At 42.1% G+C, this 19,378-nt stretch carries 12 protein-coding genes; 11 read left to right on the top strand and 1 reads right to left on the bottom strand.

Features of this window, described 5'->3' with window-relative positions:
• Window positions 1-14 precede the first annotated feature (14 nt).
• On the bottom strand, window positions 15-965 hold the full coding sequence (locus AC04Q1_RS06405) for an alpha/beta hydrolase (RefSeq protein WP_478362936.1): 951 nt from the start codon (window positions 963-965) through the stop codon (window positions 15-17).
• Between the two features lie 297 nt (window positions 966-1,262).
• Here AC04Q1_RS06405 and AC04Q1_RS06400 point away from each other — a divergent pair, with 297 nt between their 5' ends.
• The 11 genes from AC04Q1_RS06400 to AC04Q1_RS06350 all read left to right on the top strand — a co-directional run bounded on the left by AC04Q1_RS06400 (window position 1,263) and on the right by AC04Q1_RS06350 (window position 19,376).
• On the top strand, window positions 1,263-2,129 hold the full coding sequence (locus AC04Q1_RS06400; protein ID WP_478362934.1) for a ThuA domain-containing protein: 867 nt from the start codon (window positions 1,263-1,265) through the stop codon (window positions 2,127-2,129).
• Window positions 2,126-2,503: a glycosyl hydrolase family 18 protein gene (locus AC04Q1_RS06395; RefSeq protein WP_478362932.1), complete on the top strand. Its 378-nt coding sequence runs from the start codon at window positions 2,126-2,128 to the stop codon at window positions 2,501-2,503. Before AC04Q1_RS06400 ends, AC04Q1_RS06395 begins: the two co-directional genes overlap by 4 nt.
• Before the next feature lie 2 nt (window positions 2,504-2,505).
• Complete coding sequence (locus tag AC04Q1_RS06390; RefSeq protein WP_478363458.1) at window positions 2,506-3,156, top strand: glycoside hydrolase family 18 protein; 651 nt, start codon at window positions 2,506-2,508, stop codon at window positions 3,154-3,156.
• 132 nt (window positions 3,157-3,288) lie between these two features.
• Window positions 3,289-4,182 (top strand): ROK family protein, encoded by an 894-nt coding sequence (locus AC04Q1_RS06385; protein ID WP_478362930.1) that lies wholly within the window; start codon window positions 3,289-3,291, stop codon window positions 4,180-4,182.
• A gap of 95 nt (window positions 4,183-4,277) precedes the next feature.
• A complete protein-coding gene (locus AC04Q1_RS06380; protein ID WP_478362929.1) occupies window positions 4,278-6,827 on the top strand; it encodes a glycoside hydrolase family 38 C-terminal domain-containing protein in 2,550 nt (849 codons plus the stop codon).
• Between the two features lie 157 nt (window positions 6,828-6,984).
• A complete protein-coding gene (locus AC04Q1_RS06375; RefSeq protein WP_478362927.1) occupies window positions 6,985-8,376 on the top strand; it encodes an SGNH/GDSL hydrolase family protein in 1,392 nt (463 codons plus the stop codon).
• Entirely contained in the window at window positions 8,376-10,697 is a 2,322-nt protein-coding gene (locus tag AC04Q1_RS06370; RefSeq protein ID WP_478362924.1) for a GH92 family glycosyl hydrolase, read from the top strand. Before AC04Q1_RS06375 ends, AC04Q1_RS06370 begins: the two co-directional genes overlap by 1 nt.
• 27 nt (window positions 10,698-10,724) lie before the next feature.
• Entirely contained in the window at window positions 10,725-12,995 is a 2,271-nt protein-coding gene (locus tag AC04Q1_RS06365; protein ID WP_478362923.1) for a GH92 family glycosyl hydrolase, read from the top strand.
• A 34-nt stretch (window positions 12,996-13,029) separates the two neighbouring features.
• Window positions 13,030-15,255, top strand: a complete 2,226-nt coding sequence (locus AC04Q1_RS06360; RefSeq protein WP_478362920.1) for a GH92 family glycosyl hydrolase — start codon at window positions 13,030-13,032, stop codon at window positions 15,253-15,255.
• 26 nt (window positions 15,256-15,281) lie between these two features.
• Window positions 15,282-16,391: a glycoside hydrolase family 130 protein gene (locus tag AC04Q1_RS06355; RefSeq protein ID WP_478362918.1), complete on the top strand. Its 1,110-nt coding sequence runs from the start codon at window positions 15,282-15,284 to the stop codon at window positions 16,389-16,391.
• Between the two features lie 51 nt (window positions 16,392-16,442).
• A complete protein-coding gene (locus tag AC04Q1_RS06350; protein ID WP_478362916.1) occupies window positions 16,443-19,376 on the top strand; it encodes a galactose-binding domain-containing protein in 2,934 nt (977 codons plus the stop codon).
• Window positions 19,377-19,378: the final 2 nt, after the last annotated feature.

The following is a 19,378-nucleotide window of genomic DNA, read 5'->3' as shown; positions in this document are numbered from 1 at the left end:
AAATACGTGAAAAGCTATGGTTTTTTAAAGGAGGGCGGTATGCTGAAAGTACGCTTTTTGTCGGCATCTTTAAAATCTACTTCCATAAAATACCGCTTACGTTTCATGATATAATTTTCAATAAACCATAAAATATCGGGAAGGTTCTCTGCCATTGGCGAACCCGCTATCTCATGTCCCATATCTTGCACATACTGGAAATAATATGGATATCCATTTTTTTTGAAGGTGCGTGCAAGATATTTTGATCCAAAGAAGCCCCGGTTAAGCAATCTTACCTTATTGAAGGGCACGAGATTATCTGCTGTGCCATGAAATAACATGGTAGGTGCAGGTGGAATCGCATATTTTAGCGCGCCATGATAACTCAAAATTGCACCCGCAAAAGAAATTACACCTTTGTATTGGAAATTGGCTGGAAGCAATGCTGATAACGGTGTTGCATTCCTTTTATTGTAATCGGCGTGCAGCGCGGTAATGGCACCTGCACTGGAGCCTGAAAGGATGATCATTGCCGTATCGATACCCAGTGGTTTTGCATTTTTGATGAGGTAACAGGTTGCACTAAAAACATCTTTTGTGGCCGTATCAATTGCTGCTTTTAAATTGGAAGTATTAAAGGGGGTAGGGAATTTCTTGCCTTTGAGCCCAAGCCTGTAATCAACGGAAACCACCTTGAAATTATGCTCAATTAAGGTGTTAAAATATTGTTCGAATAATTTACTGTCTCTACGGCCCGTTACAAAACCGCCACCAAATACAAAAAGCACTGTTGGTTTGTTCTCAGTAAGTTCGCCGCGGTAATAGATATCCAGTTTGAGCGTATTGGAATCCGTTTGAGAAAATGTTTTGGTTTCAACGCGGTACTTTTTGTCTTTTAGTACAATCTGTCCAAAAGAGGATGACGAACTGAATAAAAACAGCAGGAAAAGAATATTTAGCGGATATATTTTGATACTGGGCATCTCGATTAATTTGAAGGGTTCGCTATTTCGCCAAAATAGATCGGCTATGAATTTCTAAGCTAATTTATTGCATTTTCGATTACCGAACAACGGATTGAATGAAGTTATTTAAAAACAGACTTATAAATACCTTTTTAAGGTATCCAAAAAGCCAATTTGGATCTGTAACTTAGTTTTATTTTCTAACCAGAATTTAGCGCTCCATGATGTTTATCAGAAAGATAAAATTTGTTTTTAATTTTCTCCTGCTCGTCATCATTGGCTATATCAACCTTATCTGTCAATAAAATCATGATTATGAAAAAGGCATTTTTATTAACCTGCTGCCTGATTATTTCCCTGCTTTATGGAAATAGAGTGATGGCCTTGCAGAAAAAGAAATTTAAGGTTATTGCTTTTTATACGGCCAAGAGCGATCTGGCCCACATCAGTTTTGTACACGAAGCCAATGTGTGGTTTCTGAAAATGGCTAAAGCATATCATTTTGAATACGATTCTACTTCAAACTGGGAAAATTTAAACGAAAAGTTTCTTGCCAACTACCAGGTGGTACTTTTTTTAGATACCCGCCCCGAAAAGAAGGAGCAACGCGAAGCTTTCCAAAAATACATGGAAAAAGGTGGTGGCTGGATGGGTTTCCACTTTGCTGCTTTTAGTTTAGATCATTCTGCTGTGCCACAGAATTGGGACTGGTACCACAATACATTTTTAGGGTCTGGAGAATATGGAAGCAATACCTGGAGGCCAACCAGCGCTATTTTAAGGGTTACAAGTAAACACCCGGTTACGGCAAACCTGCCACAAACCTTTACAGCACAGCCCAACGAATGGTACCGCTGGAAAAACGATTTGCGTAAAAATCCTGATATCGATATCCTGTTGTCGATCGATCCGGCAAGTTTTCCACTTGGTACGGGGCCAAAGCCAAATGAAATCTGGCACAGTGGCTTTTATCCCGTAGTGTGGCGCAACAAAAAGTTTAAAATGCTTTATGTAAATATGGGGCATAACGATATGGATTATGAACATCAATATGATAATACCAATAAGGCACTTTCCTCCTCTTTCGGAAACCCTTACCAGGATAAATTACTGATCAATGCGCTTTTGTGGCTTGGACATGGTAAAAAACACAAGTCATCAATTTTAAAATCTATAAAATGAAAAGAAATTTAAGGCTTTTAACCGTTTTTCCATTGCTGATTATGGTGCTAATGGTGATGTCGACCTCAAAAGACAAATCCGAGAAGGTAATTATCGGTTATGTGGGCGGTTACCGTGGTTTGGTTGATGTAACGCTGATTTCGCCAAAAAAACTCAGCCACATTAATTATGCGTTTATTAATGTGAAGAATAGCAGGGCGTTTATCAACAGGCCTGAAACAGATACCGTGAACCTGAGAAACCTGGTTTCGCTTAAAACGCAAAACCCTAAACTTAAAGTGCTGATTTCCATAGGAGGATGGGCCTGGAGTGAGAATTTTTCTGATGCTGCACTTACCGATACTGCAAGGGTAGGTTTGCAAAAAGTGCGGTAGAAATTGCCCGAAAGTCTAAGCTTGATGGGCTGGATATCGACTGGGAATATCCTGGGATGGCCGGAGAACAAGGGAATATATTCCGGCCGGAAGATAAAAAGAATTTTACTTTATTAATGGCCGCACTTCGTGATGAACTGAATAAACTGGAAAGTGAAACAGGAGCGAAAAAACTACTTACCATTGCTGTAGGCGGCTTTAGTAATTATATTTCGCACACCGAAATGGATAAAGTGCAAGCCTATCTGGATTTTGTTAACCTGATGACCTATGATTTTTACCCCGGAGATGGCTTAGCGGTGCACCATACCAACCTGTACAATTCTCAAAAATATAAAGGTAATAGTGCCGATGCAGCATTTCAGGCTTTTAACAAAGCAGGCGTACCTGCCGGTAAATTGGTAATGGGGATTGCGTTTTATGGCCGCATGATTAAGCTAAAAGGAGAAGCGAAAAACGGGCTGGCAGACAGTGTTCAATCTACGGTTTATGGGAAAGGTTATACTTTTATCCGCGATAGCCTGATCAACAAAAAAGGATTTAAGCATTATGTAGATAAATCGGCAAAAGCGCCTTACATTTTTAATAGTGAAACAAAGGAGTTTATGACCTTTGATGATGAAAAATCGGTGATGGAGAAATGCAGGAGCTAAGCCATGGTGCCTCTCAACAATTTATTCCTAAAGCTTAAATGTTGCAAAATTTGCATTTGCAAATTAAAATACTATTTTTGCTAAAACGATTTATAACCAGATATTCCATTTTTTTAAAAGCAGATCATTTCAATGGGCTTTGTAAATATTAAAAGTAATCTTACGGTAGGGGTAGATATTGGCGGATCTCACATTGCTGCGGCAGCTGTAGAACAAAATAAGCTCGTCCCAGGAACATATACGCTGGCTAAGATCGATTCGGGCCTTGACGCAGATGTCATTATAGCCAATTGGGTCAGTACTATTAAAAATGTGTTTGTACAGACAACTGGAGATAAATGTGTAGCGGTTGCTATGCCAGGGCCTTTCGATTATGAAAATGGCATCAGTTTAATTACCGGCATGAATAAATACGAATCGCTTTACGGTTTAAATATCAGGGAAATTTTTGCTGCACAATTATCTGTTCAGCCTGCCAATATCCACTTTTTTAACGATGCAAAATGTTTCATTCTCGGTGAGGCGGTAGCCGGTGCAGCTGTTGGTTTCGATAAAATCATCGGCATCACCATTGGTACCGGATTGGGCTCTGCCCGTTGCGTTAATCTGGTTGCTGAGGACGTAAACCGTGGTTCGAGTGCTTTTTTAGAGGGTATTGTAGAGGATTACCTGTCTACCAGGTGGTTTACCAAACGTTATCAGGAATTAACGGGCAATAGCGTAGCGGATGTGAAAACATTGTGCAACCTGACAGATGAAGAGGCTGTTGTGGACCAGATTTTTAATGAATTTACCCAAAACCTGAGTGATTTTCTTTCGGTCTTCATTTCAGATGAACTTCCTGATGTGGTGGTGATTGGAGGCAATATTGCGCAGGCGGCTGACCGTTTCTTGACAACTGTTAAATGTAAGCTTGCGGAGAAATTCCCTCAGGTACAGATTAAAGTAACCGAATTATGGGACCACGCGGCTTTAATCGGCGCTTGCAGTGCCGCTAATGAAATCAATAAAATTCTGATCCATTAAATAGAGGTCTGATTTTTTTTGACCGGTTGCTAAATTGATTTAGCTAATTTTTTAATATTTTTCTAACCAATTCTATTGTCTCCCTTCAACAAAAAATGCGTACCATAAAGCCAATATTTCTCCTCACACTGTTAGCACTTTTGCTGCAACATGCTGATGCGCAAAACAAGTTTTTTATTGATGGTTATCATGGCGGTTTCTGGGGGCATTATCCGGCAGGTTATACTGGCTTTATTGCCGATAAACTGGATCAAAATAGTTTTTGGAAGATCAACCTGGAAATTGAACCTGTAACCTGGGATGTGGCACAGAAAAACGATCTGGTAAATTATAACCGGTTTAAAACTTATGCCAAAGATCAATCGGCAAAGGGTAGGGTAGAGTTTGTTAATCCGTCATACGGACAGAGTTATCTTTTTAACATCCAGGGCGAATCTGTAATCAGACAGTTTGAAATCGGGATCAAGACCATACAGGCACATTTCCCTGAAGCCAAATTTCAAACCTATTCTTCTGAAGAGCCCTGTTTTACCAGTGCGTTGCCGCAGATTTTAAAATCATTTGGTTATCGTTACGCCGCATTAAAAAATCCGAATACCTGTTGGGGCGGTTATACGCGTGCTTTTGGAGGCGAACTGATCAACTGGAAAGGGTCTGATGGTTCGGTATTGCTTACCGTTCCGCGTTACGAAACAGAAGCATTGCTCCAAAATTCGACCTGGCAAACCCAGGCCTGGAACAATTCGCCGGCATATATTTCTGCCGCTTACCGTTATGGGATCCAAAACCCCGTTGGGATGTGTATACAGGATGCGGGCTGGAAAAATGGTCCCTGGCTGGGTAAACCAAAAGATTTTACCTATACAACCTGGCGCGATTATATTCAGAATACCGCAAATAAGTCGGATATAAAAACCTGGAATTTTAACCAGGAAGATGTTCAGGTGAGTTTGGTATGGGGCGCGCAGATCCTGCAGAAAATGGCCCAAAACACCAGGATTGCTGAAAATAAAATCACCATTGCCGAAAAAATAGATGCGATAAATGCTGTGGCCAATAAAGCCAAACCAATTGCTGGGAAATTTGATGCCGCCTGGCGAAATCTTTTATTGGCTCAGCACCACGACTCATGGATTGTACCATACAACATCGTTAACCGGGAAAAGAGATGGAACTGGGCCGATCAGGTTAAATACTGGACGGATCAATCGAACCGCCTTTGCGACAGTATTTTGAATCCTACGGGTAACAATGAATCTGAAAATCCAGGTGGATTTAACGTAAAGGTTTACAATTCGCAAGCCTACCCGCGCCAGGAAATTGCGAAAATCCGGCTGGATGAAAGATTTACAAACCCAATAGTGACCGGGCCCGATCATAAAACAGTTCACACGCAAATCATTACAGAAAATGGCGGCAAATTTTTATTGTTCGAAGCATTTGCCCCGGCATTGGGTTATGCCCATTATCGCATAAAATCTTCCAGGGTTAAAATTGCCCAGGCAACCAATCATGTTTCAATCAAAGGAACGCTGTACACTTTTAAAAACGAGGATTACGAAATTGTATTTAATGCTGCCAAAGGTGGGATTATGGAAAGTCTGATCGCCAAAAAATTAGACAATAAACAATTTGCAGATCAGAAAAGTATGCGGTCGTTTAATGAAATGAGGGGTTATTTCTATCAGGACAGCACATTTTATTCTTCAAAAGACCAGTCAGCAAAAATAACTGTTGTGGAGGATGGCCCATTGATGTGCAGGTTAAGAATCGAAGGGAAAATAAGTCTGCACCCTTTTACGCAATATATCACCTTTAAAAAAAACGATAGCAAGATCGATATACAAACTGCTGTTGATTGGCAAAATAATGCTGGGATAGGGCAAAACTATGCACAAAAAAAGGGCTGGAAAGCAAACGATCTTAAAAAGGCATTTTATAACGATAGCTTAAAATTACAGGCTGTTTTTCCATTGAATATTGCCGCACAAAAAGTTTATAAAAACGCGGCCTTTGATGTTATGGAAAGCAGGTTAAAAAACACTTATTTCAATACCTGGGACAGTATCAAAAACAACATCATCGTAAACTGGGTAGACGTAAACGATCATGATAACCAGTATGGAATGGCTTTATTAAATGCTCACACCACAAGTTATGTGCATAACGAAGCCGGCGTTTTAGGCTTAACGCTTCAATATTCGGGAATGGGTTTGTGGGGCAGGAATTATACCATCAAAGGGGCTTCACAATACCACTACGCCCTTTTGCCACACTTAAATAAATGGGACAAAGCCCAGCTTTGGAACCAAAGTATTACCTGGAATGAGCCCTTGCAGGTTGTTATAGATCACCTGGGGCAAAATCCTTCAGTTTCTTTGCTCCAGATCAATGAACCTGGTTATGAAATTTCATCTGTGACGATGGAAGATGGAGCTTTATTGTTTAGGGTATTTAATGCCAGCGGTGTACACAGCAATGTAAATTTAAATTTTAAGACGGCCATTAAAAAAGCGGATCTGGTTGAACTTAACCACACAAAATCACAAACTTTAAAACTGTTTAAAAAGCAGAATGGTAGCACCGTGGTTAATCTGCCCATTCAACAATTCGGGCTGAGGACCGTTAAAGTTTATTTGCCATAAGTTTCTCTGTTTTTGTTACATTTTAATACTTGCTAAATCGTTTTATATTGCTAATTTTAAAAATACAACATACCAAATATAAACTTGATCAAGTCATGAGCCATATCCCCCCAAACAATCGGATGCTCCCGACTTTATTGAACTAATTCTGATGATAATGAAAAAAAACGTTTTTCTACTGGCACTCGTATCACTGTTTGCCGCCAATGGCTTTGCACAGAAGAAAGTTGAACCGTTTAAAGCTGGCGACCGGGTGGTTTTTGCCGGAAACAGCATTACCGAAGCTGGCCTTTACGGATCGTACATCTGGTTATATTATATGACCCATTTCCCTGAAAGAAAATTGGAAGTGATTAACGGAGGCGTTGGTGGCGATGTAGCCCGGCAGATTTACGATAGGTTAGATGGCGATATCCTGCCAAAAAAACCTACGGTGCTCGCGCTTACCTTCGGAATGAACGATAGCAAGTATTTCGAGTACCTCGACAAGAAAAATCCTGTAGATGAGCAAAAAAGACAGGCGATCATCAAAGAATCCTATGATAGTTATGTAAAAATTGAAGATAAGCTTAAAAAACTGCCGGCTATCAAAACCATTTTAATGGCTTCATCACCTTATGACGAGACGGCGAAAATGGAGGGTAACCTGTTTTTGGGTAAAGCAAAAACCATGCAGGGCATTATCGATTTCCAGCTGAGCTCGGCCAAAAAGAACAACTGGGGTTTTGTAGATTTCTTCCATCCCATGACCGAAATTAACATCAGGGAGCAAAAAAATAATCCAGGTTATACCAATACCGGAACCGATCGCATCCACCCGGGCAGTGCAGGCCACTTTATTATGGCTTATATTTTTCTAAAGTCGCAAGGTTTAACCAATACCCCAATTGCCGATGTAAAAATTAATGCCGCCAATAAAAAGGTAACGGCTACTGTAAATGCTAAAATATCGAATGTAAAATCGGGCAAGGGTAATATCAGTTTCGATTATCTGGCAAAATCGTTACCTTATCCGATCGATACCGCTGCACGCGTTTGGCAAAATTTCCAGGTACAAACCGAAGCCTTGGCAGTAATTCCATTTGTAAAAGAATTTGATCAGGAACTGCTCACTGTAACAGGCTTAACAGGGCAAAATTACAACCTGAAAATTGACGGGCATATCATCAAAAAGTTTTCGGCTTCCGAACTGGCTACAGGCGTAAACCTGGCCACCTTAAAAAATACACCTCAATATCAGCAGGCGCTTAAAATATTGGCCCTAAATAACGACCGTAGGGGAGTGGAAAGTAAATACCGAAACTATTACTGGGTGCAGTACGATTTTTTAAAGGATAAAGGCTTCCTTTTTAACAATTCGAAGGAAGCACGTGATACCATCCAGAACAATCTGAAGAAAAACGGCTGGCTTAATGCTAAAAAAGGCGATTACGATGAAATTGTAGATAAAGAACCAGAAGTACGGGCAAAGATGGATGGGCTGATCAACCAGATTTACAGCATCAACAAACCAGTAGTCCGTCATATCGAATTAGCAGAAATTTTATAATGAAACTTAATTTATTACTAGGGGCTACGTTTAGCTTGCTTACGCTGGTGAAAGGTGTAGATAAGAAAGAGAAAACGCCTGCAGATTATGTAAACCCCTTTATCGGTGCGACCACAAATGTGGGCGATGCGGGGATCTATCACGGTTTGGGTAAAACTTATCCTGGTGCAGCCACGCCTTTCGGCATGGTTCAGGTGAGTCCGAATACCATTACGGGTGGCGATAACGGCTCGGGTTACAGCTACGAACATAAAACCATCGAAGGTTTTGCACTCACACAAATGGGGGGCATTGGCTGGTACGGCGATATGGGGAATTTCCTGGTAATGCCAACAGCTGGTGCTTTAAAAACAGTTTCTGGAAAAGAGAATGGAAGGAAAGGGTATCGTTCTTTTTATGATAAACAATCCGAAAAAGCGGGAGCGGGCTATTATTCGGTTCAACTTAGCGGAAGTAATATCAAGGCCGAATTAACGGCCGCAACACACAGCGGGATGATGCGTTTTACCTTTCCCGAAAATAAACAGTCGCGTATACAGATTGATCTTGCGCGCCGTGTGGGTGGAACGTCTACTTTGCAGTCGGTTAAAGTGGTGAACGACCATACCATTGAAGGCTGGATGAAATGTACGCCTGAAGGCGGTGGTTGGGGAAATGGTGATGGCCATGCCGATTATACCGTTTACTTTTATGCGCAGTTTAGCAAACCTTTAAAAAATTATGGTGTGTGGTCGGCCGATATTCCCGACAGCTGGGGCCGCAAACGCGATGATGTGATCAGCGATAAATATCAGGATCTGGTTGAAAAAGCTGAAATATTAAAAAATATCCCTCAAAAAGAAGGGAAACACCTGGGCTTTTTTACCGAATTTGAAACCAAAAAAGATGAACAGGTTATTTTAAAAACAGGAATTTCTTACAATAGCATTGCTGGGGCAAAAAATAACCTCGAAAAGGAAATTACGGATTGGAATTTTGATCAGATCCACAATCAGGCTATTGCCAAATGGAACGCGGCTTTGTCGAAAATTAATATTTCCGGCGGTACGGAAGATGAAAAAACTTCTTTTTACACCGCATTGTACCATACCATGTTAGATCCGCGTATTTTTCAGGATGTAGATGGCAATTACCCCGGGGGAGATGGAAAAGCACACCGATCCACAACATTTACCAAACGCACCATTTTTAGCGGTTGGGACGTGTTCAGAAGCCAGATGCCTTTGCAAACCATCATCAATCCGGTTGTGGTTAACGATATGGTGAACTCTTTGGTCACGTTAGCTGATGAAAAAAATAAAGATTACCTCGAGCGCTGGGAAATGTTGAATGCCTATAGCGGTTGCATGATCGGTAATCCTGCTGTATCGGTGATTACCGATGCCTATCAGAAAAATATCAGGAATTTTGATGTGCAGAAAGCTTATCAGCTTTCGGTAAACAGTGTAGAGAAATTTGGTAACGGTGATAGAGGCTACACCCCGGAGCCGTTGAGCATTGCCAATACACTCGAATATGGTTATTTCGAATGGTGCGTAAGCACACTGGCGAAATCGTTGGGGAAAGCCGCTGACGCCAAAAAATACCAGCGGCGGGGGCAGTCTTACCATAATATTTTTGATCAGGAGAAAGACTGGTTCAGGCCGAAAGATAAAGACGGGAAATGGCTCGCCTGGCCTGATTCCGGGCGATTAACCCAATGGTACGGCTGTATTGAAAGTAATCCTTACCAGCAGGGCTGGTTTGTGCCACATGATGTACCCGGTATGGTGGCTTTAATGGGTGGGCGCGAAAAAGTATTAAAAGATCTCACCAGTTTTTTTGCCAAGGCACCTGAAAACATGATGTGGAACGATTATTACAACCATCCCAACGAACCTGTTCATCATGTGCCCTTCCTTTTTAACCGTTTGGGAAGCCCCTGGTTAACCCAAAAAACAACCCGCGAGATCTGTAGCAGGGCGTATCACAATACGGTAGAGGGTTTGGTAGGAAATGAAGATGTTGGACAGATGTCGGCCTGGTACGTTTTGGCCGCAAGTGGCTTACATCCGGTTTGTCCTGGCGAAACCAGGTACGAAATTACCAGTCCGGTGTTTAATAAGGTCGATATCAAATTGGATGGACAATACGCGAGCGGAAAAACATTCACCATCCAGGCGGAAAATAACTCCCCAAAGAACATCTACATCCAAAGCGCCACCTTAAACGGAAAAACTTACGGTAAATGTTATATCGATCACCAGGACGTTGCAAAGGGCGGGTTATTGGTTCTGAAAATGGGCAGCGAACCGAATAAAAACTGGGGCACCAACCTTTAGTAAAAACAACAATAGCACACACACAATATGAAATTAGGATTTACATTGTTAATCACTTGTTTGGCCACCGCTGTACTGGCACAAAATAAAGATCTGGTGCATTACGCCAATACGCTGCAGGGAACCAATTCCGAATATGCGTTGAGCCATGGCAATACCTATGCCACCACGGCGCTACCTTTTGGTATGCATACCTGGGGTGCCCAGACAGGGAAAAACGGCGAAGGCTGGAAATACCTTTACAAAGATAAAACCATCCGTGGCTTTCAGCAGGCACATCAATGTAGCCCCTGGGTGAGTGATTATGCCGTTTTTTCACTGATGCCGGTGATGGGGAAACTCACCGTAAATGAAGATGAAAGGGCCTTGCCTTTTAGCCATGCAAACGAAACCGGGAAGCCCAATTATTACAAAGTGACTTTCGATAATAAGATTTCGGCAGAAATTGCGCCAACCGAGCGGGGAGCACATTTACGTTTCAGCTTTCCGAACAAAAACGAAGCCGCTTACCTGGTTTTAGATGGCTACAACAAACAAAGCAGGGTAGAGATTTTGCCTAAACAAAGAAAAATAATCGGCTATGTAAACAATGGCCGCTTTATCCCTAAAAATTTCATGAACTACTTTGTGATCGAGTTCGATCAGCCTTTTGAAGCATATGGCACCTGGGAAAACATTAAAAACCAGATCAAAGAAAACAATGCCAAAGATGAAGGGAAAGGCATTGGCGCTTATATCAAGTTTAAAAACGGGGCAAAAGTACAGGTTAAGGTGGCTTCATCTTATATCAGTGCTGAACAGGCGCAGCTGAATTTAGACCGCGAACTGGGTAAATACAAGCAACTGGAAGATACCAGGGCTGCTGCGGGCAAGGTCTGGAATGCGCTGTTTAACCGGGTTTTGGTTGAAGGCGGTACCGAAGATGAAATGGGGACTTTTTATTCTTGCCTATTCAGGGCAAATCTATTCTCACGACAGTTTTTTGAATATAAAAAAGATGGATCACCTTATTATTTCAGTCCTTACGACAGCCAGCTTCATGATGGATACATGTATACCGATAACGGTTTATGGGATACTTTCAGGGCACAATTTCCTTTAAATACCATAATTAATCCCACTTATGAGGGGCGTTATATGAACGCACTGCTCGATGCTCAGGATCAGTGTGGATGGCTTCCCGCATGGTCGTTTCCAAGTGAAACAGGTGGAATGTTGGGCAATCACGCCATTTCTTTACTAACCGATGCCTGGGTAAAGGGCATCCGCACCTTTGATCCGAAAAGGGCCGTTAAGGCTTATTTCCACGAAGCAACCAACAAAGGGCCATGGGGCGGTGCAAACGGAAGGGCAGGATGGAAAGATTATTACCAGTTGGGTTATGTGGCTTATCCGGGTTCGGAAGGTGCCGTATCGCAAACACTCGAATATGCTTATGATGATTTTTGTGGTTACCAATTGGCCAGTATGACCGGACAGGACTATTTTGCGGGCCGTTTTGCCAAGCAGATGTACAACTATAAAAACCTGTACGATCCGGCTACACGTTTTATGCGCGGGCGCCAGGCCAATGGCGAATGGGTACCCAACTTCGATCCATACTCCTGGGGTGGCCCTTATACCGAAGGAAATGCATGGCATTGGCAGTGGTCGGTTTTTCACGATACCCAGGGTTTAATCAACCTCATGGGTGGCAATGAAAACTTTACGGCCAAGCTCGATTCGGTATTTTCACTACCCAACAAAGTTAATGTGGGTGCCTATGGACAAACCATCCACGAAATGACAGAAATGGTGAATGCCAATATGGGACAATATGCACATGGAAACCAGCCCATTCAGCATATGATTTACCTATACAATTACGCAGGACAGCCCTGGAAGGCACAAAAATGGTCGCGTGAGGTGATGAACAGGTTATACAATGCTACTGAAAACGGTTATCCTGGAGATGAAGATCAGGGCCAGATGTCGTCCTGGTATGTGTTAAGCGCATTGGGTATTTACAGCGTTTGTCCGGGTACAGATGAATATGCGATCGGTAGTCCTGTATTTAAAAAAGCCACCATCACTTTAGAAAACAAAAACAAGTTTACGGTAGAGGCGGTGAACAACAGCAAGGAAAATGTGTATATCCAATCGGCAACTTTAAACGGCAAACCTTACAGCAAAAACTTCATCAAACATGCCGATATTATGAATGGTGGTGTACTCAGGTTTGAGATGGGGAGCCAGCCACAAACGAGCCGTGGTTTAGCTGTTGATGATAAACCCTTTTCGCTAACCAAAGCCAAATAGGCATAAAATATTAGTTAACGATAAAAATATACACATGGTGGATTTTAGAAACCTAAAAAAATATAAGACCAGGAATTTAAGCTTAATCTTGCTTTTAGCGCTTGGTACTCACTTTACCTTTGCACAAAACAAAGCCCCTAACTATGCCGGTATGGTGAATACCACCATTGGTTCGAAGGGAAAGGGGCATGGGGTGCACGAACAATATTTAGAAGCAGGTTATACCTTCCCAGGGGCGATGTACCCAATGGGGATGGTGCAGTTTACACCGACCTTCTTTGTCGAAAATAAGGGCTTTGTGGTGAACCAGTTGAGCGGTGCAGGATGCGACCATATGGGCAATTTCCCGGTAATGCCTTTGGCAGGTGCTTTAACAAAATCTCCTGCCGATATGAAAGGATTTGATCCGCAATATCAGATCAATAAAGCCTCAGCTGGTTTTTATGATGTAAATTTAAAGAAAGACAACATCAATGCTACTTTAACGGTTACACCCCGTACAGGAATGGCCACCTTTACCTTTAAGGCTGCTAGAGACAAAGGAACGATTGTAATCGGAACGGGAATCAACGGCACAAAAATCAGTCTGGCAAATGCCAGAATATTGGCTGATCATACGATAGAGGCTTATGCAGATGGCGGTTCGTTCTGTGGTTCGGCTACGCCCTATAAAATTTATTTTGTGGCAAAATTTGATACCGAGCCAATCGTTTCAGGTGCGTGGAAAGAGCAGGAACTGAACGCCGGTAAAAAGGAAGTGGAAGGCGAAAATTCAGGTATATACTTCACATTTGATCTTTCGAAAAACAAAACGGTTAAATATAAATTCGCGGTATCTTATGTATCGTTAGCCAATGCCAAACAAAATCTGGCTGCCGAAAATACAACCTGGGATTTCAATTTAATCAAAAACAAAGCACAGACTGCCTGGAATAACTATCTGGGAAAAATCAAGGTTTCGGGAGGAAACAACGATCAAACCATACAGTTTTATACCCATTTGTACCATGCATTAGCCCATCCCAACATCAGTAACGATGTAAACGGGGCTTATATGGGGGCTGATAACCAGGTTCATCAGGTTATTGCAGGCAAAAACAATTATACCTCTTTTAGCAACTGGGATACTTACCGTACGCAGATCCAGCTCATCAGCATTCTCGCACCCAAGGAAACCAGTCAGATCATTCAGTCAACAATCGATTTTGCGGCCCAGTCTGGCGGAAGTTTACCTCGGTGGGTAATGGCCAATACCGAAACGGGTATTATGCAGGGCGATCCCACATCCATCGTTATAGCCAATGCCTATGCCTTTGGTGCAAAAGATTTTGACCATAAACTGGCCTTAAAAGTAATGCGCAAAGGCGCTGAAATACCAGAGGCTAAATCACAACAGATCGAAACCAGGCCTTACCTGGCGCAATACCTGAGCAAGGGCTACGTAAACGATGCATCAATGAATTTAGAATATACTTCTGCCGATTTTGCCATCGGACAGTTTGCGCTACAGGCATTAAATCAGAAAGATATTTATCAAACTTATTTAAAAAGATCAAACCAATGGAAAAACCAGTTTGATGCGGAAACAAAATGGATCAGGTCTAAAGAAAGCGATGGCAAATGGCGCGGCCAGAATGATGGTATGCGGGAAGCCAATTACAAAAGTTATTACTGGATGGTGCCTTATAACATTAAAGGATTGGCTGATGGTATTGGTGGAAACAAGCCCGCGGAAGCCCGTTTAGATGATTTCTTTAGGAAACTGAATGCAAATTATTCGCAAGATTGGTTTGCTGCCGGAAATGAACCCGATTTTCAGGTACCATGGATTTACAACTGGATTGGTGCACCTTACAAAACCCAGAACCTGGTGAAACGCATTATTAAAGAACAATATACAAATACTGCCAGCGGCTTGCCCGGCAACGATGATTTAGGTGCCATAGGTGCGTTTTACGTTTTCGCGAACATGGGCATGTTCCCTGTAATCCCGGGTATCGGTGGGGTATCTTTAAATTCACCATCTTTTAGTAAAATCACGGTCAGTCTACCCAATAAAAAATTATTGGAAATAACTGGCGGTGACAACAATCTAACCTATATCGATAAATTAACTTTTAACGGGCAGGTTATTAACAGCACCTGGATACCTTGGACAAAGCTTGCACAGGGCGGAAAATTAAATTATACTTTATCATCAAAACCGAATAAAAATTGGGGGTTATCTACCGTTCCGCCTTCATTTCAACCAAAAAAATAATCAGCATGAACCAGCAAATTACAAAAATGAAAAAATTACTCACCCTATGTTTATTGTTTGTTTTCGTACAGGTTGGTGCGCAAACCAAAACGACCAATTGGTCGCTGGGGCCCTTCATCCGTCCTACGGGCATCAATCCGGTTATTTCGCCCGACGCAGCCAGTAAATTCTTTGATCCGATCAAACAACAACAAATAGACTGGGAAAGTAACGACACCTTTAATCCGGCAGCAACATTAAAAAACGGAAAAATTTATGTGTTATACCGTGCCGAAGATAAATCGGGTAAAGGGATAGGGCAGCGCACCTCGAGGATCGGTTTGGCCGAAAGTACCGATGGATTGACCATGAAAAGATCAAAAACGCCTGTACTTTATCCTGGTAACGATAACCAGAAAGAATTCGAATGGTCTGGCGGCTGCGAAGACCCCAGGGTATCGGTTACCGCCGACGGAACCTACTTGATGCTTTACACCCAATGGAACAATAAAGTACCCAGGTTGGCTGCGGCAACATCGAAAGATTTATTGCACTGGAAAAAGAACGGTCCGGTTTTTCGCCAGGCTTACGGTGGAAAGTTCTTTAATATGGCCACCAAATCGGCTTCTGTTTTAACCTCCCTGGTCAATAATAAGTTAACCATTACCAAAGTAAAAGGGAAATATTGGATGTATTGGGGCGAAGCCCATGTATATGCGGCCACTTCTACCGATCTGGTTAACTGGACGCCTGTTGTAGAAGCCAATGGCGAACTGAAAATTCTCTTTTCACCGCGTAAGGGTTATTTCGATAGTCAGTTGACAGAATGTGGCCCGCCTGCAGTATTAACCTCAAAAGGCATTGTATTGATGTACAATGGTAAAAACCTGCCCGGAAAAGACGGTGATGTAAATTATACTGCAAATGCCTATTGCGCCGGACAGGCCCTTTTTAGTGCTAAAAACCCGGAGCAGGTGATCTCCAGACTGGACAAACCTTTCCTCATCCCTTCTGAGTCTTTTGAGAAAAGTGGTCAATACCCGGCGGGAACTGTGTTTATAGAAGGTTTGGTTTATTTTAAAAGCAAATGGTTTTTATACTATGGCTGTGCCGACTCGAGGGTTGCCGTGGCCATTTATAACCCGGCAAAAAAATAGTTCCCCATTTAAATCAGCGAATTCCGAGAAGAAAACCTTTAGAAAGGGAACATGAAAATATTGACTATAGCAGCGGTAATTTTATTGTCGTTAATGGCTTCTTTTGTGCAATTGCAGGCGCAGGATAAATTTTATTTAAATTCAGATAAAACGGTTAAGTGGTTGATTAAAGCTGATTTAGATCTTAAAGGTAATAAGGTAAAGCCCTATCAACCAGAGCTTAATACAGAAAATTGGGTTCAGGGAATTGTACCTGGAACGGTATTCAGCGCCTATGTTGCAGCCGGACTGGAAAAAGACCCAAATTATGCCGACAACATTTATCAGGTAGACAAAAAGAAGTACGATCGCGGTTTTTGGTATAGGACTCAATTTAATTTGCCTAAAAACCATCAGTCAGAGAAAATCTGGCTAAACTTCGAGGGGATCAACAGGAAAGGGGATATCTATTTTAATAACCAGTTTATTGGCCGTTTAGATGGTTTTATGCAGCGAGGGAAATTCGATATTACCGAGCTCATCGAAAAAGATAAACCGAATACCCTGGCGGTTTTGGTGTATTGTCCGCAAACGCCGGTTACAAATTATGCGAGCCCAACCTATACCTCAAGTTCGAGCTGGGACTGGATGCCCTACGTACCAGGCTTAAACAGCGGAATTACCGATGATGTGTACATCACTTCAAGCGGAATGGTTACACTTAACGATCCGTGGATCAGGACGGATAAACTCGCTGATGGCGAGGCCGAGCTGAGTTTAAGTGTATTGCTGAAGAATCATAGTGACGAAAAAAAAGAGGGCCTATTGTCCGGAATCATGCAGCCGGGTAACATCAGCTTTAGCAAAAAAGTGAATATCGGAGCCCATCAGCAACAAATTCTAAAGCTCGATAGCCGTAGTACAAAAGCACTGTCTATTAAAAATCCAAAGTTATGGTGGCCAAACGGTTATGGAACACCAAATCTTTATGTGGCCGATCTTAAATTTACAGTAAATGATCAGCTTTCAGATGAAACCAAAATCACTTTTGGTATAAGAAAATACACCTATGATACGCTTGACAACGTACTCCATATCGCCATCAACGGAAAGAGGATTTTTGTAAAGGGCGGCAATTGGGGCATGTCGGAATATATGCTTCGTTGCCGTGGCGAAGAATACGATCTGAAGGTGAAATTACACAAGGAGATGAATTTTAACATGATCAGAAATTGGATCGGATCGGTAACGGATGAAGAATTTTATGCGGCATGCGATAAATACGGAATGATGGTGTGGGATGATTTCTGGCTAAACTCCCATCCAAACCTACCCACTGATGTACTGGCCTTTAATGCCAATGCTGTTGAAAAAATAAAACGCTTAAGGAACCACGCCAGCATTGCAGTTTGGTGTGGCGATAATGAGGGCTATCCCTTACCACCTTTAAATAACTGGTTAAAAGAAGATGTAGCCGTTTTTGATGCGGCCGACCGCTTGTACCAAGCCAATTCGCATGCTGATGCCTTAACGGGTAGCGGTCCGTGGACTAATTCCCAGCCCTCTTGGTATTTTACCAAATATCCAAATGGTTTTGGCGGCGATAAGGGCTGGGGCTTCAGAACAGAAATCGGAACGGCGGTATTTACCACTTTCGACAGCTTTAAAAAATTTATGCCCGAAAACACCTGGTGGCCCAGGAATGAAATGTGGGACAAACATTTTTTTGGTCCATCCGCTGCGAATGCCGGCCCGGACCATTATGAGAAAACCATCAGCCAAAGTTATGGCAGGTCTACCGGAATTGAAGATTTTTGCCGCAAGGCACAACTGGTGAATATAGAAACCAACAAGGCCCTGTACGAAGGCTGGCAGCACAATATGTGGAATGATGCTTCTGGTGTGATGACCTGGATGAGCCAGTCGGCATATCCGTCTTTAGTATGGCAAACTTATGATTATTATTACGATCTGAACGGTGCCTATTGGGGTGTGAAAAAGGCCTGCGAGCCGGTTCATATCCAATGGAACAGCGCAGATAATACGGTAAAAGTGGTGAATACCAGCGGTGGAGACCTGGCTGATTTAAAGGCCTCGGCCATGATCTATGATATCAATGGCAACGAAATTAAAAACCTGTCGAAAATGACAGTTGTTAATAGCAAAACCAATAGCCTTTCTGACTGCTTCACACTTGCTTTTGAAGCCGATAAAAGTAATCTGGCTTATCTAAAACCTGTATACAGTTCTTCTACCGAAAAAGGATCTGCGGCAAACATTGCGGTCACAGATGGCAATGGCTATACCCGGTGGAGCAGCAAAAATGCAGATGGCGAATGGATTTATGTAGATTTAGGAACCGTTAAAACTATAGGTGCCATTGCATTGAACTGGGAAGCGGCTTATGCTAAAAAATACCAGCTTCAATTATCAAATGATGCCGCGCATTGGCAAACGGTTTATGAAGCCAGCGATAGCAAGGGCGGTTATGAATTTCTGAAAATTGATCAGGTGAAAGCACGCTATGTGCGCATTTTAGGTATTAAAAGGGCCATAGAATATGGTTATTCGCTTTGGGATTTTGAGGTGTACGAAAATCAAAATCCAGTTGCGCCAAAGCTTAATTTTATTAAACTCCAGTTGAAAAACAAAAATGGCAGACTTTTATCTGATAATTTTTATTGGAGAAGCGATAAAAATTCGGATTATACCGCACTTAACAGCTTGCCGGAACCAAAATTGAAAACGCTAAGCAAAGCTGTTAAAAAGGATGGGAGATACTTGATCAATGTTAAAGTAAGCAACAGTTCAGCAACTCCGGCCTTTGCGATAAGGGTAAAAGCTGTGAATGCCAAAAATGGGGAGCAGATTTTACCCGCCATCATGACCGACGATTATTTTACCCTGATGAAGGGTGAAACGAAAGATCTGCAGATCGATTTTGATGAAAACCTGTTGCAAGATGGCAAATACAAAATTTTGGTTGAAGCATACAATAACAAATAAAT

It is taken from the genome of Pedobacter humicola (assembly GCF_056490705.1).
Note: the sequence above shows the minus strand (reverse complement) of the source record. Positions and strands in the feature narration are given on the sequence as shown.

Coding starts and splice junctions, on each gene's coding strand:
- AC04Q1_RS06405 (WP_478362936.1), bottom strand. CDS start 965: ATGCCCAGTATCAAAATATATCCGCTAAATATTCTTTTCCTGCTGTTT.
- AC04Q1_RS06400 (WP_478362934.1), top strand. CDS start 1,263: ATGAAAAAGGCATTTTTATTAACCTGCTGCCTGATTATTTCCCTGCTT.
- AC04Q1_RS06395 (WP_478362932.1), top strand. CDS start 2,126: ATGAAAAGAAATTTAAGGCTTTTAACCGTTTTTCCATTGCTGATTATG.
- AC04Q1_RS06385 (WP_478362930.1), top strand. CDS start 3,289: ATGGGCTTTGTAAATATTAAAAGTAATCTTACGGTAGGGGTAGATATT.
- AC04Q1_RS06380 (WP_478362929.1), top strand. CDS start 4,278: ATGCGTACCATAAAGCCAATATTTCTCCTCACACTGTTAGCACTTTTG.
- AC04Q1_RS06375 (WP_478362927.1), top strand. CDS start 6,985: ATGAAAAAAAACGTTTTTCTACTGGCACTCGTATCACTGTTTGCCGCC.
- AC04Q1_RS06370 (WP_478362924.1), top strand. CDS start 8,376: ATGAAACTTAATTTATTACTAGGGGCTACGTTTAGCTTGCTTACGCTG.
- AC04Q1_RS06365 (WP_478362923.1), top strand. CDS start 10,725: ATGAAATTAGGATTTACATTGTTAATCACTTGTTTGGCCACCGCTGTA.
- AC04Q1_RS06360 (WP_478362920.1), top strand. CDS start 13,030: ATGGTGGATTTTAGAAACCTAAAAAAATATAAGACCAGGAATTTAAGC.
- AC04Q1_RS06355 (WP_478362918.1), top strand. CDS start 15,282: ATGAAAAAATTACTCACCCTATGTTTATTGTTTGTTTTCGTACAGGTT.
- AC04Q1_RS06350 (WP_478362916.1), top strand. CDS start 16,443: ATGAAAATATTGACTATAGCAGCGGTAATTTTATTGTCGTTAATGGCT.